15 protein-coding genes are annotated in these 14,404 nt (G+C 71.9%); 6 read left to right on the top strand and 9 right to left on the bottom strand.

Annotated elements, in window-relative coordinates; genetic code table 11:
- Positions 1-36: 36 nt before the first annotated feature.
- The gene (locus PUR71_RS37740) at positions 37-1,545 is read right to left on the bottom strand and encodes a carboxylesterase/lipase family protein (RefSeq protein WP_329931783.1); all 1,509 of its coding nucleotides are present in this window, start codon (positions 1,543-1,545) and stop codon (positions 37-39) included.
- Positions 1,546-1,728: 183 nt separating this feature from the next.
- Positions 1,729-2,763 (bottom strand): Scr1 family TA system antitoxin-like transcriptional regulator, encoded by a 1,035-nt coding sequence (locus PUR71_RS37735; RefSeq protein ID WP_329931782.1) that lies wholly within the window; start codon positions 2,761-2,763, stop codon positions 1,729-1,731.
- A 138-nt stretch (positions 2,764-2,901) separates the two neighbouring features.
- On the opposite strand from PUR71_RS37735, the gene PUR71_RS37730 reads away from it, so the two are divergent.
- The 4 genes from PUR71_RS37730 (at position 2,902) to PUR71_RS37715 (ending at position 5,048) form a co-directional block, all read left to right on the top strand.
- Positions 2,902-3,165, top strand: coding sequence for a hypothetical protein (locus PUR71_RS37730; protein WP_329931781.1), 264 nt, complete (start codon positions 2,902-2,904; stop codon positions 3,163-3,165).
- Positions 3,166-3,284: 119 nt separating this feature from the next.
- Entirely contained in the window at positions 3,285-3,782 is a 498-nt protein-coding gene (locus PUR71_RS37725; protein WP_329931780.1) for an NUDIX hydrolase, read from the top strand.
- 91 nt (positions 3,783-3,873) lie between these two features.
- Positions 3,874-4,236: a hypothetical protein gene (locus PUR71_RS37720; protein ID WP_329931779.1), complete on the top strand. Its 363-nt coding sequence runs from the start codon at positions 3,874-3,876 to the stop codon at positions 4,234-4,236.
- 32 nt (positions 4,237-4,268) lie between these two features.
- On the top strand, positions 4,269-5,048 hold the full coding sequence (locus PUR71_RS37715) for a hypothetical protein (RefSeq protein ID WP_329931778.1): 780 nt from the start codon (positions 4,269-4,271) through the stop codon (positions 5,046-5,048).
- Between the two features lie 28 nt (positions 5,049-5,076).
- Here PUR71_RS37715 and PUR71_RS37710 read toward each other — a convergent pair whose 3' ends face one another.
- The 3 genes from PUR71_RS37710 to PUR71_RS37700 form a co-directional block, all read right to left on the bottom strand.
- Positions 5,077-6,171, bottom strand: coding sequence for a hypothetical protein (locus tag PUR71_RS37710; protein WP_329931777.1), 1,095 nt, complete (start codon positions 6,169-6,171; stop codon positions 5,077-5,079).
- 48 nt (positions 6,172-6,219) lie between these two features.
- Complete coding sequence (locus PUR71_RS37705; RefSeq protein WP_329931776.1) at positions 6,220-7,329, bottom strand: hypothetical protein; 1,110 nt, start codon at positions 7,327-7,329, stop codon at positions 6,220-6,222.
- Between the two features lie 175 nt (positions 7,330-7,504).
- Positions 7,505-9,433, bottom strand: coding sequence for a glycoside hydrolase family 5 protein (locus PUR71_RS37700; protein ID WP_329931775.1), 1,929 nt, complete (start codon positions 9,431-9,433; stop codon positions 7,505-7,507).
- Between the two features lie 137 nt (positions 9,434-9,570).
- On the opposite strand from PUR71_RS37700, the gene PUR71_RS37695 reads away from it, so the two are divergent.
- Positions 9,571-11,187, top strand: coding sequence for a serine/threonine-protein kinase (locus tag PUR71_RS37695; protein ID WP_329931774.1), 1,617 nt, complete (start codon positions 9,571-9,573; stop codon positions 11,185-11,187).
- A gap of 3 nt (positions 11,188-11,190) precedes the next feature.
- On the opposite strand, the gene PUR71_RS37690 is transcribed toward PUR71_RS37695, so the two are convergent.
- The 3 genes from PUR71_RS37690 to PUR71_RS37680 all read right to left on the bottom strand — a co-directional run bounded on the left by PUR71_RS37690 (position 11,191) and on the right by PUR71_RS37680 (position 12,898).
- The gene (locus PUR71_RS37690; protein WP_329931773.1) at positions 11,191-11,694 is read right to left on the bottom strand and encodes an LURP-one-related/scramblase family protein; all 504 of its coding nucleotides are present in this window, start codon (positions 11,692-11,694) and stop codon (positions 11,191-11,193) included.
- A 106-nt stretch (positions 11,695-11,800) separates the two neighbouring features.
- Positions 11,801-12,040 (bottom strand): hypothetical protein, encoded by a 240-nt coding sequence (locus PUR71_RS37685; protein WP_329931772.1) that lies wholly within the window; start codon positions 12,038-12,040, stop codon positions 11,801-11,803.
- A 75-nt stretch (positions 12,041-12,115) separates the two neighbouring features.
- Positions 12,116-12,898, bottom strand: coding sequence for an alpha/beta hydrolase (locus tag PUR71_RS37680; RefSeq protein WP_329931771.1), 783 nt, complete (start codon positions 12,896-12,898; stop codon positions 12,116-12,118).
- A 237-nt stretch (positions 12,899-13,135) separates the two neighbouring features.
- Here PUR71_RS37680 and PUR71_RS37675 point away from each other — a divergent pair, with 237 nt between their 5' ends.
- The gene (locus PUR71_RS37675; protein WP_329931770.1) at positions 13,136-13,933 is read left to right on the top strand and encodes a mechanosensitive ion channel family protein; all 798 of its coding nucleotides are present in this window, start codon (positions 13,136-13,138) and stop codon (positions 13,931-13,933) included.
- On the opposite strand, the gene PUR71_RS37670 is transcribed toward PUR71_RS37675, so the two are convergent.
- Positions 13,934-14,287, bottom strand: coding sequence for a DUF6401 family natural product biosynthesis protein (locus PUR71_RS37670; protein WP_329931769.1), 354 nt, complete (start codon positions 14,285-14,287; stop codon positions 13,934-13,936).
- Positions 14,288-14,404 lie beyond the last annotated feature (117 nt).

Below are 14,404 nucleotides of genomic sequence, written 5' to 3'. Positions count from 1 at the left end.
TGGGGGGCGCCGGGTTCCGGCACCCCCTGTTCGGCCTCAGGACTCCTGGAGCCAGAGGTCGCAGTTGTGCTCGTCGTCCAGGTCGACGGTCCGAGGTCCGTCGTCCGTGGTGTAGGTGTGCGCCTCGCTGTCGTCGAACCGCTGCCACGGGTGGCCGGTGGTGGCGAAGCGGGTCCAGTCGCGGACCATGCGCTCGGCGAGCCGCTGTTGGTCGGCGTCGAGCGTGGCCGGCAGGCCGGCGACGTCGAAGAGGTACGGCAACTCCGAGGCGTGGTAGGCGCCGTACGGGAATCCGGGCGGGAGGCCGGGCGACACGGGGGCGGTCCGGTCGGCGAACTCGTAGGCGTACACGGGGGTGTGGCGTGCGAGGAGGCGATCGCCGGCGAGCGTCGGGCAGGACCAGATCCGGTCGGTGGCGACGGTGGCCCACGCGACGGCGGGGGAGGGGTGGTCGCTCGCCGGGTACCGCTCGGCGACGGCGTCGGCCTGGTCGCCGAAGCTCTGCACGAGCAGGTCGTGGTAGCCCTGTTCGGTCATCGGGTGCCCGAGGTTGAGGACGGCGGCGAACCCGCGGTGCTCGTCGCGCGTGCCGCCCTGGAGGACGGGGACGCGCTGGAACCGGCCCTCCCGCAGAGCCTTGGCCGGTTCGGCGGGGAGGAGCGGAGTATCGAACGCGGGCTTGGCGAACTGGCCTAGGTGATCGACGAGTTGGGCGGCGGGCTTGTGCCGCAGGCAGTCGATGTCGGTGCAGCCGAGGGCGGTGCCGAGCGCGCTGCCGGCGGATTCGACGGCGGCCCGGCTCGTCCAGGGCGAACCGGCGGGCATGGTCGGCCAGAAGAGGGCCTTCGGGTAGTCGATGAGGCAGGACCCGCTCTGGATGATCGCCTTGTCGAACAGTCCGGCGGCGGAAGGCGAGGTGAGCTGCGAGCAGACGCTCATCCCGCCCGCCGACTGCCCGGCCAGGGTGACGTTCCCGGGGTCCCCTCCGAACGCCGCTGCGTTGCGACGCACCCAGCGCAGGGCGGCCTGCTGGTCGGCGAGCCCGAAGTCGCCGGAGCCGGCGAGGCCGGGGTAGCCGAAGTAGCCGTAGATGCCGAGGCGGTAGTTGACGGTCACGACGACGGCGTTGCCGTCGACGGCCATGCGGTGGGGGTCGTAGTCACTGCCGGCACCACCGGTGAAGCTGCCGCCGTGGAGCCAGACGACGACGGGGCGTCGTTGCGCGTTCTGCGGGGCGGTGACGTTGAGGTAGAGGCAGTCCTCGTCACCGGTGGTGCCTTGGGGGCACCGGTTGCCGGGCGCGGTCGCGTCGCGCACACCGGACCAGGGGGTGGCGGGCTGGGGGTCACGCCAGCGAAGGTCGCCGGTGGGCGGGGCGGCGTAGGGGATGCCCTGGAACGTGCGGTAGCCACCGTGGTCGGCGCCGCGGAGGAGGCCGGCGTCGGTGGCGGCGACGGGTGCCGGCGACGAGGCTGAGGCCGGTGTGGCCGGGAGGGCGAGTGCTGTGAGGAGCGCACCGAGGAGCAGTGCGGACGGTCGTGGCATGGGACGAGACCTTCCGGGTCGGAGGCATGAGTTGGATGCATGGCTCGGAAGAAGAAGCTCGGCAACCTGGCCGAGGCCTCCGATGATACAGGTGTATCACGCGCAGGGGGAATGAGTTGCGACCACGACAGAAAGCCGCCCCGCTCGGGAAGAGCGGGGCGGCCCGGGGAGGTTGAGGGAGGGTCAGACGTCGCCGAACTCGCCTGCCTGGACGGCGGACACGAACGACCGCCAGGCCTCGGCCGGGAAGACAAGCGCGGGGCCCTGCGGGTCCTTGGAATCGCGGACAGGCATGACGCCGGCGTATCCGTCGGCCACCTCGATGCACTGGCCCCCGTTGCCGCTGTAGCTGCTCTTGCGCCATGGGGCGCCGGTCAGGTCAACCTTCATGTTGAACAGTCCCCTTCGTGCCTTGCTGATGGTCATGAGCGACGCCGCTTGTGGCAGCGATTCAACCTGGAACAAATCGTATTCCCTTGCCCAAGCGCTCGCGGTCGGCCGGTCGTTCTCCAGGTAACCGCGTTGATGCGTCTCGGTGTACCCGAGCAGCGAGCCATCGCCGAGTTCCAGGAGCGATACCGATCGCATGAACGGGCGGAGGGCGCCCATGCTGAATGGTGCGACCTGAACCACGTAGTTGGGGCGGGAGGCCAGCTCCTCTATGCGATCGAGCTGGTGGGACAGCACATCGATGCCACCCACCTGGGTGTGGAGGCAGCTCTCGTCCAGGATCACATGGACGAGAGGAGCCGGCTGGCGACCGATCTTCGCCTGTCTGTCGAGCAGGAGCCTGAGTCGCTCGGCCCCTTGCTCGGCGGTGACGCTGCCGCGTGCAACCGATGCATCTTCCAGCGCCTTTGCGTACTCGGGAGTCTGTAGCAGGCCAGGCACGATGCCCAGTTCGAAGAGTCGGATGACGCGGGCGTCCCGTTCTTTGGCCACGTACTCCTGGTAACCGGGTAGAAGAGCCGTTCCCTTGAGGCTCCAATACGTAAGTTCAAGAGTGTCACCGGCCCGGAGGGCGATGTCCGTTGCGCGTACCCAGTCAAGTGTGGGATGACGCGTACCTCTTTCGAGGTTCGAGATCTGACTGTCACTCAGTCCCGTGAGCCTCCCCAGATCGATCTGCGTGAGGCCGGCGGCCTTGCGCAGCCTGCGCACTTGGGCGCCGAAGGCCTTGAGTGGGGAAGCTGATGGATCCAGCTCTGTCTCGGGCATGGCCATACCTCCACTGGGGCCGCCATTCCACTGCGGAAACTGTCAAGTGGAAAACGCTTCCGATCGTAGGGGTGGGCACGCCACCATGGCTACACCAGGTGATGCGCCGATAGCGCTGTGCGACTGCGGAGGCCCCTCATGTTCGAAGCCCAGAGATCCGTGCTGTCCGAAGTCCCCCTCCTCCACGAGGTGGTGATCGATCGCGGCCACCTCGACGACGGTCGGCCCCGCGAAGGCGTCTTCATGGAGCAGTGCGCCGGCGTCATGTACCTGCGGCCCATCGGCGGTGGCATCGAGTGGACCACCCGGGCCGACCAGGTCAGTGTTCTCAGCCCCCGCGAGATCGCCCCCGGCGCCGGTGCCCGCTCCCGCCGTCGGCTGCTCAACGACGAACCGGCGTGAATCCGGGCGAATTCCTTCTCGCCGGGCTCCACCTCAGCTCGCTGGCGGCCGCCGGATTCGCGGCCGTGGAGAGCCTGTTGACTTCCCGTCCCGACCAAAACCCCACTCCAGGATTCGAGTTGAACGACCACCTCACCCCGAAGCCGCCCGCCCGACGTCTCGGTCAGCAGGCCCTCGTCCTCCACGAGGACTCCGACCTCGAACTCCGCGTCCTCCTCCTCGAACCCGCCCACCGCGAGGGCTACACCCTCCCCGGCGGCGGCGCCGAGGCGGACGAGCTGCCCCACCTTGCCGCCCGCCGTCACCTGGAGACCAGGACGGGGCTCGTCCTGCCTCTCCGCACGGTCCTCACCGTCGACTACGTCGCCCGCCGTGACCACCCCGAGGCGCTCGACCTCGTCTACGCGGGCGGCGTCGTGACCCACCGCCAAGCCAGGACCATGAACGTGCACCGCCTGCCACCGGACATCCGCGCCCTGCACTGGATCCCCCGCCACCTGCTGGACACCGTGATGCAGCCCGACGACGCCCACCGCGTCCACGACGCCTGGGACGCCTGGGAACACGGTGCGGGCCGCCCCCTGCTCCTGCGCGGCTCCCCCGTCCCGGTCTGCTGATCGTGAAGCTCCCTGGTCTTGCCGAACACCGTTTCTCCCCAAGGCAATTCGACTACGCTTGCGAACCCGAGATCGAACGACGGGGGCGCCCATGCCGTACGAGGCCGGCACGAGGATCAGGCTGACCAGGGAAGCGCAGGTCACCGCAGGTGACTCCGCGACGAGGGGCGGCGTTCCCGGCCCGCTGTTCCTCGCCGAGGGGCTGGCGGGAACGGTCATGGGCTCGACCACGGAAGGCGGCCGGGGGCAGGACCACCTCGCAAGCTTCGATCAGCACGTTCGCGGCCACCGGTTCGACGCGTTCGCGGCGAGCCTGATCGATGACCTCCGCCAGAACGTCGCCCGGCTGGGAGCGTTCGACGCCGGAGCCGGCGCTCGGACGACCTACCGGGTGCGCTTCGACAACGGGTTCGTCCTCGACGGTCTTGAAGAAGGCTGGCTGACCCAAGCCTAAGTACCTCCCCCCCACCACCACCGAGGAGCTCCATGGCCGACAGCGTCACCTCTCTGACCGCCCGCGTGCACGATCTTCTGGTGGCGGTCATGACCAATGGCCTTTCCCCACGGGGCGTCGACGTCGTGGCCGGCCTCCACGACGTCGTCGCGCGCGCCACGGCCCTCGGCCCCGACGGCAGGTGGCTGGTCGCATCGGGGCACTCGGGCCTCGGTGGCCTGGCCATCGCCCAGGGGCAGGTGGACCGGGGCCTCTTCCACTTCGACGCCGCCGTGGCGAACGGGTTCAACGACTGCGTGGCGTTCCACATGCCCCTCGTGCGCCCGCTGCACCGCGACCCCCGGTTCCGGGCGCTGTACGAGCGGATGCGCGTGACTCCGGCCGACCTCGACGAGTTCCTCTGGCTGCACGGGGAGATACAGATCATGGCGCGGGAGGCCCAGCAGGCGACCGTGGACAACATCGGCCGCCTCGACACCGGGGTCTCGCTGCTCCCGCACGCCCCCGTGCCGACCCGCGAGCCGAACACCCCCGGCGTGCTGATCACCCGCCTCGACCTCGCCGCCACGCAGACCGCACTGCGACAGGCCGCCGTGAAGGCGGATTTCCAGCGCAGCGCCGGCAACGTCAGTCTCGGCCTCATCGACGACTCGTGGGACTACACCCGTGCCAGGCACGACGCCTGGCACGCCGACGATCTGGACACCCGACGCGAACAGGCCGCCGCAGCCCGGGCGTTCGTCGAACGTCCGGGCATCGGCACCATGCTGATCCCCTGCCCGCCACTGGGCTCGATCGTCTACCCGGCCTGACCAGGGCCGCGCACAGGCACAGACGGGATCAGTCCCCGTGTCCAGGGTGGGTGCTCAGGCAGAGGGCCCAGACGTCCGTGTAGGTGTTCGGGGACGGGGAGCCGCCGACGTGGACGGTGGCGCTCCAGTGGTCGGGGTCGTCGGTGCCGTCCTCGGCCGGGGCGGCTTCGGCGTCGCTCGGGTAGCTGCCGGTGAGGTGGGTGCCGCCGGAGCCGGCCTTGGAGAAGTCGGTGGTCGTCACCTTGCCGCCGCTGGCCGCGGCGCCTCCGCTCACCAGGCTCCAGCGGTCGTGGCGCTCGTCGGCGTCGCCGCCGCAGCCCACCGTCGCCGTGCCGAAGGTGCCCGCCACGGTCGGGCCGCTCACCTCGGCGAAGCCGACCTTCGTCGTGATGTTCTTGATCGTGACGTCGTCCCCGGTGCAGATCGCGTACGCGAACGTGGTGTTGCCGCCGTCGCGTCCGCCGCCGATGCCGCCGACGGCCGTCCACGAGTCGGGGTTGGTCTCGCCGTCGCCCGCCGCCTTCCTGCCGAAGTCGTGGGCGGCGTCCGCGGAGGTCGGGAAGCTCGCGATCGGCTTGAGGCTGCCGACGCTCGCGGGGGTGGTGCGGGCACCGCCGCCGATGAGGCGGGTGCCGGTCGGGCAGGTGGCGGTGACGAGGCGCGAGTCCTGGGAGAGCGAGGGCCCGGCGACCTTGTTCATGACGACCTGGGTGTGCCGGATCCGGTTGCTGTCCAGGCACATCGCGTACGGCGTGCTGGAGAACGCCGGGCTGTAGTTGCTGCCGCTGCCGCCGAAGGCGAGCCAGTGGGTGGCGTCCTGGCCGACGACCCCGGGCGTGCCGGTGAACTCGCCGAGGTCGTCCGCGCCGGGCGCGGTGCCCATGACGTGGTTGCCGTTGCCGGCCCGGTCGTCGCCGGTGGTCTGGGTGATCCCGCCGCCGGAGACGAGGCCGCTCTCGCAGTCGGCGTGGGCCGAGACACCGGTGAAGGGTGTGGCCGGGCCGATCGTGGCACCGGGGTTGGCCACGGTGACGCTCGCGGCGTCGGCGTACGCGAGGTTCGGCGCGGTGAGGGCGAGCAGGGCGCCGGGGACGGCGGCCTTGGCCAGGAGGGAGTGTCTCATCGTTCAGGGCCTTCCGGGTGGTTAGACGGCTCGGCTGTTGAAAGCGGTTCAGACGCCGTCGTTGGCGCACAGCGCCCAGGCATCGGAGTGGGTGGCCGCCGAGCCCGTGCCGCCGGTGTGCGTGAACGCCGTCCAGGACGCGGCCGTGGTGGTGCCGTTGGCGGCCGGGTTGCCGCCGGAGTCGCTCGGGTAGCTGCCGTTGAGGTGGTCGCCGGCCGAGCCGGGGCCGGTGAAGTCGGTGGTGGTGACGGAGCCGCCGCTGACGGCCGCGCCGCCGGAGATCAGGTTGCCGTCGCCGCCGGCGCAGGTGACTGTGGTGTTCTGGCCGGTGCCGCCGGTGCTGGGGCCGGCCGCCTCGGTGAAGCGGACCTTGACGGTGACGCCGCTGACGTTGATCCCGGTGCCGCTGCAAATGGCGTACGCGTACGTCTCGTTGCTCGAGTTGGTGCTGTTGTCCCAGCCCACGGCGCTCCACGCGGTGGGGTTGGTGTCGCCGTCGGCGGCGGCCTTCCGGCCGTAGTCGTGGGCGGCGTCGTTGAAGGTCGGGAAGCTCGCGATCGCTTTCAGGTTGCCGGTGTTGCTCGGCGTGACGAGCGCGCCGCCGCCGAGCAGGGCCGTGCCGGACGGACAACTCGCCGTCACCAGGCCGACGGTGGCCGCGCTGGTGGGCGTGTTGGCCTTGTTCATCACCACCTGGGTGTGGTTGATCAGCGTGCTGGTCAGGCACAGCGCGTACGGGGTGGTGGAGAAGCCGGAGTTGACCTGGCCGCCGCTGCCTCCCTTGGCGATCCAGTACGTCACGTCGGTGCCGACGACGCCGGTGGCGCCGGTGTACTCGGTGCTGCCGTCGGAGCTGGGCTCGGTGCCGAGGACGTGGTTGCCGTTCGACCCGGTGCCCGTCCCGTTGCTCTGGTCGATCCCGCCGCTGGAGACGAGGCCGCCGGAGCACTGGGCGCTGGTCGAGACGGACGAGTCGATCGCGGTGGGCCCGCCGGTGGCCCCGGGCGTCCGCACGGTGACGGCGACGCTGTTGGCGGCGGCCGTGCCCGGCGCCGCGAGGACGAGCAGCGCGCCGACGACCATCGCCGTGCCGGCGGAGGTGAGGCGGCGGGTCGGCGCGGCGTCCTTGGTGCGGCGGAAGATCGGGCGTGTAGCCATGAGGGTTCCTCCAGGTCGGGTGTCGCGAGGGCGGACCGATTGAAGCAACGGCCCGGTCCGAGGGACTACTGGTGTCCAGCACAGGGCATATGGCCCCGAACTGGTTGATTCACCAACTGCCCCACCCCGGAGGCGAACCCGGGCCGCCCTCCGTGCGAGGACGGCCCGGGGCGGCTCAGCGCAGCCGACGGCAGAGGAGCGCGTCCGGCGCGCCGCCCTCCAGCCAGCGCCACGTCATCGCCACGCCCGCGACGTACTCGCCGGCGGCGCACTGGCCCTTGTAGGAGCCGGGGGCCCAGTCGCTCGCCGCCGAGTCGGCGCCGGTGGACACCGGCGGCCGGTCGTCACCGTGGTCGAACCACAGGACGCGCCCGGTGGTCGGCAGCGAGCCGGTGGCCGGCGCGCACAGCAGGGCTGCCATCGCGTTGCCGTGGACGCCGTAGCCGACGGCGAAGTCCCCGTCCGGGCACTGGAGTTTGTTGTAGCCGGAGGCCCAGTCGCCGCCTGTGACGTAGCGCTCGTCGGTGACCGCGACCCAGTCGCCCGATCTCGTTCCCGTCCCTCCGGTGTCCGTGCACAGACCACGGCTCGAACCGCGCCCGAGGCCGATCAGCCGCTGCCCGTCCGGGCAGTTCCCCTTGCGGTTGCCGCTGCTCCAGTCGGGCAGGGCGAGCATGTGCCGGGAGACGTTCTGGTCGGCGTGGTCGAGGTCGAGCATGTTCCAGTGCGGGGCGTCCGCCACCGGGCCGGTGTACGAAGGGGCGGTGACCAGCCGGTTCCAGTCGTCGGCGCGCCAGTCGCCCGGGTCCTCGATGCTCAGCCGCCGCCCGGCCGCGTCGTAGTGCAGCAGTGCCCAACTGTCCTGTGGCACGCCGCCGTTGTGCCAGCCGATGAGCGGCCAGACGGCGAAGTCGGCGTCGCGGGCGGCGAGCAGCGCGGTGAAGGTGTCGAACCAGGCGTGCTCCTTGGCGTCCGTCGAACCGCGCCCGCCCGCGCCGAACTCGCTGATCCAGACGGGCGCGGTGAAGTGCTGCCCGCTCTGCGTGACGAACAGGGCCTCCTGGTCGACCACGGACGCCAACTGCGCGGGGGTGAAGTCCTGGTAGCGCGGGTCGCTCGTGGCGCCGGGCCCGCTGCCCGCGCCGGTGTTGGCTGGTCCCGTGTAGGCGTAGAAGTGTGCGGAGTAGACCAGTTTTCCGGAATCCACGAGGGTGGTGGAGAGCGTGGCGACCGGTGTGAGCACCGGCCGGCCGTGCGGCAGCCCCGCCAGCGGGATGCCCTGCCAGTTGATGCCCTCCATGATGATCAGGAGGTCAGGGTCGGCCTGGAGGATCCGGTTGCCGGCCTCCTCGAAGGCGGCGTACTCGTCGTGGCCGTCGCCCATGCCCCAGTTGGGGTCGTCCCAGGTGTCCCGCCGGACCTCGTTGCGCAGGTCGGCGCCGACGACGCGCTTGTTGTCGCGGTAGCGGCTCGCCATGAACAGCCAGTCGTCCTCCCACTGCCGGGTCGACTGACTGCTGTTCCAGCGCTCGTTGCCGTCCAGGCCGCAGCAGAACCGGTACGTGGTCGTGTGGTTGTTGAGGACGACGGCGAACCCGTCCGTCGTGAGGGCGGCCACCACGGCGTCGTACACCTGGAGCGGAGTGCTGCCGCGCAGCTGGGGGTTGGCCGCGACGGCGGCGTCCGGGACGGCCGTGCCGTCGTGGACCATCGCGTCCGCGAACGGCAGGCGGACGCTGTTCAGGCCGAGGCTGTGGAAGCCCGCCATGATGTCCGCGAGGGGCGCCCGGTCGAGGCCGAGCGGGATGTCGTGCGAGACCTGTCCGGCCTGGTTGTCCGCCGGGTCGTTCGGGTCCCCACTTCCCTCCCACGTGCCCTGGGCGCCGGACCAGTTGCCCGACCTCAGCTTGAACCGGTTCCCGGCGGCGTCGACGACGTACCGCCCCCGGGTGCTCAGCGGCCCCGTCCAGGAGGCCGACAGCTCGGCCCCGGTGAGCGCCGCCGGCGCTTGCCCGACGGCGGCCTCAGTGGCCGGGGGAGGGGCGACGGCCAGTGCGCACAGGGTGGTTGCGAGCGACAGCAGGCGTAAAGCGAGTCTTCTCATGGCGATCCCGAGATGGTGAGGGTACGGACCGGTCCCTGATGGTCCTCCACCTCATTTCCCCGGCTTGTGCCGGTCATGCCACGGGCCCTGCCCGCCGAGTGCACGAGGTGTCCCCGCCGCCCCCTACGATGACGCCCATGAATGCACCGGAGGCGGAGAGACGCCTCATCGACGGCCGGTTCGAACTGCTCCAGCAGCTCGGCGGTGGCGGCATGGGCCTCGTCTGGCGGGCGCGCGACACGGCCCTGGAGCGCGAGGTCGTGCTCAAGGAGGTCCGGCCGCCGGACCCGGCCGTGCTCGCCGCCGACCCGGCCGCCGCGCGCGAGCTGCGCGAGCGCGTCCTGCGCGAGGCGCGGGCGCTCGCGCGCCTCCAGCACCCCAACGTCGTGGTCATCCACCACATCGTCGACACCCCCGAACACCCGCACCCCTGGCTCGTCATGGAGCTCGTCTCCGGCGGCAGCCTCGCCGACCGCCTCGGCCAGGGTCCGCTCGGCGTCGCCGAGGCCGCCCGGATCGGCCGCGGCGTGCTGTCCGCGCTGCGCGCCGCCCACGCCGTCGGCATCCAGCACCGCGACGTCAAGCCCGGAAACGTCCTGCTGCGCCCCGACGGCACCCCGGTCCTCGCCGACTTCGGCATCGCCGCGATCCAGGACGCCACCGCCCTCACCGCGACCGGCGCGCTCATCGGCTCGCCCGAGTACATCGCACCCGAACGCCTCCGCGGCCAGGAGGGCAACCCGTCCTCCGACCTGTGGTCGCTCGGCATGCTGCTGTACGTCTCGATGGAGGGGTACCACCCGCTGCGCCGTGCGAGCACGCTCGCGACCCTCGCCGCCGTCCTCGACGAGCCGCTCCCGCCCCCGCACCGGGCCGGCCCGCTCGGGCCGCTGCTGTCCGCGGTGCTCGCCAAGGACCCGGCGGTGCGCCCGGACGCCGAGCAGTTCGACCGCATGCTCGCGGCGGCCGAGTCCGGCTCCCCGACGCCCTCGCCGATGACGGCGCAGACGACGCACCTGCGGCCCGGGCCGCCGCCCCCGATGGACGCGGTCCCGTACCCGCAGGACCTGACGAGGCCGACGACGGCCCGCACCACTCCCAACCGCGCGCCCGCGATCGTGGCGGCCGTCGCGATGGTCGCCGTCGCCTCCGGCAGCGCGGTGTGGATGCTCCGGCCGGACAGCACCGCCAAGGCGAACACCACGGCGTCCACGACGGTCGGCACGACGCTCCCCACGGGCACGGGCGGAGCGCCCGGGGCGGTGACACTGCCCTCCAGCACGGCCCAGGCGCCCGCCGCCAAGGTGGACCTCCTCACCCCCGACGGCGTCCGGAAGGTCGTCGACGCGCTGCGCCCGTTCACGCCGAGCGGCAAGGTCTGGGACCTCACCGTCTACCCCGAGTACGCGATCGCCAGGGTGCCCGTCGCGTCCGAGCCCAAGGGCTACGACCGGATCGAGTACCGCGACGGCAGGGCCGCCAAGGAGACCGTCGCCGGAAGCGGCGAGATCACCCCCGACGACAAGCTCTTCGATCTCGCCCAGTACGACTGGAACCTGCTCCCCGGCCTCCTGAAGAAGGCCCAGGACACCCTCGACGTCGCCCAGCCGAAGTCGCGTTACATGATCGTCGAACCCGACATCTTCGACCAGAGCCCGGCTCTCCTGATCTACCTCACCGACGACTACGGCAGCGGCTACCTGGAGACGGACCCCAAGGGCAACGTCATCCGCACCACCCCCAAGGGCTCCTGAGCCTCAGAGGTTGGTGAGCTGATCGCCCTTGGCGTCCTCGACGACGTGGTCGACGCACACGGCGAGGATGAGCAGGAGGAGGGCGTCCTGCGGGTGGAGGACGTCGACGGCGTAGGCGTCGCGGACGGTGAACCAGCGGCGGGAGATGTGGGCGAGGGTGGTGCCCTCGTGCTGGATGTCGAACTCGCGGTCCCACAGGTTGCCCGCTATCCGCAGGCGGCGGCCGTCGGCGAGGCGCACCTTGAAGCGGTCGCCGAACAGGGCGAACATCTTCTTGCTGATCTTGGCCGTCACCGCGCCGTCCTGCTTGACGAGGAGGGTGTGGTGGATCGTGAAGGCCTTGCGGACGATGCTCGCGACGTGGTCGCCGCGGGTGTCGACCAGGGCGAAGGTCCGGCGCAGCCGGAGGAACCTCCGGTTGACGCGGTAGAGCTTCTCCCGGTGCTCGGTCTCGATCCAGGCCTCCTCGTGGAAGGCGAACATGCGGTCGCGGACCAGGTAGCGCATCTGGTGGATCCCCCCGTGCTGTGATCGTGTCCGCCGGCCCTCCGGCGCGGCGCGCACAGAGCGTAGCGGGAGATCGGTTCAGGGGGAGCCCGTGGGGTGGGGTGCTTTACCGGTCGTAGAGGTTGGGCTGGGAGTTGATCCCCTGGCCGTCGATGTCCGCCCCCCACTGGTCCACGCCCTCGGCGCCGGTGCAGTAGCCGACGCCCTCGATGTGGCCGCCGGCGCCGTAGCACTGGTCGGCGGTGACGTCACGGCGGGCGGCCGAGGCGGAGGCGGCGGTGCCGGTCACGAGGAGGGCGGCGGTCGCGGCGGTCAGGGCCGCGCGGCGGAGCGGTGAAGTGCGCATGTGGCCAACCACAGCACGGCCCCGCGGGCGCGGCGAATCCGGTGCGTCCGATCCGCTGAAGCGCCGGCCGGGCTCTCAGGGGCGCCGGGGCTGGCGCGGCAGCGGGAGGGTGAGCGCCTCGGGGGCGCCCGGCGGCAGGGCGAGGGCGGAGGCGGTCTCGGCGGGCAGGTCGCGCAGGCCGAGCATCGCGGTGGCGAGGTGGGTGGTCGCGCGGTGCCAGTCGGTCACGCGCTGGAGCATGGCGTGGCCGCTGCCGGTGACGGTGTAGCCGCAGACGCGGGCGCCGGCGGCGCGGCCGCGCGCGGCGAAGGCGTGGGTGTCGGCGGGCGGGGTGACGGTGTCGCGGTCGCCGTGGAGCATCAGCACGTCGCGCCCGGCCAGGTGCTCGCAGGGCTCGCCGGCCGGGCACCAGGGGGCGAGCGCGACGACCCCGGTGACGTTCGGGTGGCCGCCCGCGCGCAGCGCCGCCCGGCCGCCCATCGAGTGCCCGACCAGGACGGTCGGCACGCCGCCGAGTTCCTCGCGGAGTTCGTCGAGGGCGGCGAGGGCGTCCCGGGCGGCGTCGGCGCGTTCGTCGTTCCAGCCGCGGTGGCGGTAGCGGACGGTGCCGATGGCGATGTCGGCCCCGGCGGTGGCGCGGCGCAGCGCGCGGAGGAAGCCGTGCATGCGCAGCAGCGGCAGGTTGAGGCGGCCGGGCCGGGCGAGGTTGCGTTCCTCGCCGCCGTGGAGCACGAGGACGGCGGCGCCGGGCCGCTGGGGCCGGACGCGCCAGTGCAGGGCCCGGTGTGCGTCGGGCCGTGGCCGCGCCGCGTTCTCGGCGGTGCCGTCCCCGGCGCTCGTCCTGATCGTCCCGCTCACTTGCGTGTCCTTCCCAGGCCCCCCGCGTCCTTCGTCCGTGGACCGCCAACTGTACGCGCGATCACGCGCCCGGTCGCCGGTGCGTCCTGCGCGGGCCGGTTCACCCGGGGGGACCAAGCCGTACGGGCGGGGCGCGCGGGCCGGGCCGGGCGCTGCTATCCACGAAGGGAGGGGGATCCAGGACTAAAAGGGCCGTTGAGCGCCGTTCGCGGCGCCGCGTCCCGAGTGGAGGACTCCGTGGTTCAGCAGCTCGCCCTCTCCGTGGACTTCGGATCGGGCTTCACCCAGGCTTGGTCCAAGGTCGCGAAGTTCATCCCGCAGTTCATCGCCTTCCTCGCGATCCTCGTCATCGGCTGGATCGTCGCGAAGGCGATCGCCCGGCTGCTCGACCACGTGCTGCGCCGGATCGGATCCGAGCGGGTCGCCGAGCGGGCCGGGATGGCCCGGTACCTGGCCGGCTCCAGTTACGACATGACGGGCATCGTCTGCAAGATCGTCTATTACGCGGTCCTGCTGATGGCCCTGCAACTCGCGTTCGGCGTGTTCGGGCCGAACCCGATCAGCGCGATGATCCACGGCATCGTCGCGTGGCTGCCCAGGGGCATCGTCGCGGTCGTGATCGTGGTGGTCGCGATGGCCATCGCCAACGCCGTCCGCGACATCGTGGGCAACGCGCTCGCCGCCGCCTCGTACGGGCGGACGGTCGCCAGGATCGCGTGGGCGTTCATCGTCGCGCTCGGGGTGATCGCCGCGCTGGGCCAGGCCGGCATCGCCACCGCGATCACCGGTCCGGTGCTGATCGCCGCCCTCGCGACGATCGCCGGCGTGCTGGTGGTGGGCGTCGGCGGCGGCCTGATCATGCCGATGCGCCAGCGCTGGGAGCGCTGGCTGGACACCGCCGAGCGGGAGAGCGCCAAGCTGCGCGGCAGCGCCTACCAGGCGGGCCGCTCGGACGCGCTGGCCAACCAGCCGGTGCGCCCGGCCACCGAGGCCGGGACGCGGGAGCGGGGCATCGACCCGGGCCGCGAGCTGTAGTCAGGCCGGGAGGAGTCCCTGCTCGCGCACCAGCCAGCAGATCGCGGTGAGCCGCCCGACGGCGAAGTCGTACCCGACCGGCTCGCGCCAGCCGATCTCGGTCAGCGCGTCGAGGAAGCCGAGCGCGTAGTCCGACAGTTCCTCGCGGTCCAGGGGCCGGGGCAGCAGCTCCGGCCCCTGCGCGTACAGCAGCTCGCGCAGTTCGGCGGCGTGCTGGTCGACCGAGGCGACGAAGCCGGGCTCGAACGCGAACTCGGCCAGCCGCGGCGTGAAGGCGGCGACGATGCCCGGCAGCGGGCAGCCGGCCGGCTCGTCGGGGGAGCGGCCGAAGGACTCGTCGGAGGTGGCGAACATCCGTCCACGGTAGGGGAACCGGCGCGCGGGCACGGCGGGTCGTGACGGTTCCGTGCTGAGACCTTGGCCACCTGGAAAACACACCGTGCACCCGCCGGTTCCGTCGTGTGACGGTCC

Origin of the sequence: Streptomyces sp. SP17BM10 (assembly GCF_036322405.1) — a bacterium.
Lineage (GTDB): Bacteria > Actinomycetota > Actinomycetes > Streptomycetales > Streptomycetaceae > Kitasatospora.
This window is presented reverse-complemented; position numbering and strand designations above follow the sequence as displayed.

Bases quoted from the DNA above. Each gene is read 5' to 3' on its own strand.
- PUR71_RS37695 (WP_329931774.1), top strand. From the start codon at position 9,571: ATGAATGCACCGGAGGCGGAGAGACGCCTCATCGACGGCCGGTTCGAA.
- PUR71_RS37685 (WP_329931772.1), bottom strand. From the start codon at position 12,040: ATGCGCACTTCACCGCTCCGCCGCGCGGCCCTGACCGCCGCGACCGCC.
- PUR71_RS37700 (WP_329931775.1), bottom strand. From the start codon at position 9,433: ATGAGAAGACTCGCTTTACGCCTGCTGTCGCTCGCAACCACCCTGTGC.
- PUR71_RS37670 (WP_329931769.1), bottom strand. From the start codon at position 14,287: ATGTTCGCCACCTCCGACGAGTCCTTCGGCCGCTCCCCCGACGAGCCG.
- PUR71_RS37740 (WP_329931783.1), bottom strand. From the start codon at position 1,545: ATGCCACGACCGTCCGCACTGCTCCTCGGTGCGCTCCTCACAGCACTC.
- PUR71_RS37705 (WP_329931776.1), bottom strand. From the start codon at position 7,329: ATGGCTACACGCCCGATCTTCCGCCGCACCAAGGACGCCGCGCCGACC.
- PUR71_RS37735 (WP_329931782.1), bottom strand. From the start codon at position 2,763: ATGCCCGAGACAGAGCTGGATCCATCAGCTTCCCCACTCAAGGCCTTC.
- PUR71_RS37730 (WP_329931781.1), top strand. From the start codon at position 2,902: ATGTTCGAAGCCCAGAGATCCGTGCTGTCCGAAGTCCCCCTCCTCCAC.
- PUR71_RS37720 (WP_329931779.1), top strand. From the start codon at position 3,874: ATGCCGTACGAGGCCGGCACGAGGATCAGGCTGACCAGGGAAGCGCAG.
- PUR71_RS37690 (WP_329931773.1), bottom strand. From the start codon at position 11,694: ATGCGCTACCTGGTCCGCGACCGCATGTTCGCCTTCCACGAGGAGGCC.
- PUR71_RS37710 (WP_329931777.1), bottom strand. From the start codon at position 6,171: ATGAGACACTCCCTCCTGGCCAAGGCCGCCGTCCCCGGCGCCCTGCTC.
- PUR71_RS37715 (WP_329931778.1), top strand. From the start codon at position 4,269: ATGGCCGACAGCGTCACCTCTCTGACCGCCCGCGTGCACGATCTTCTG.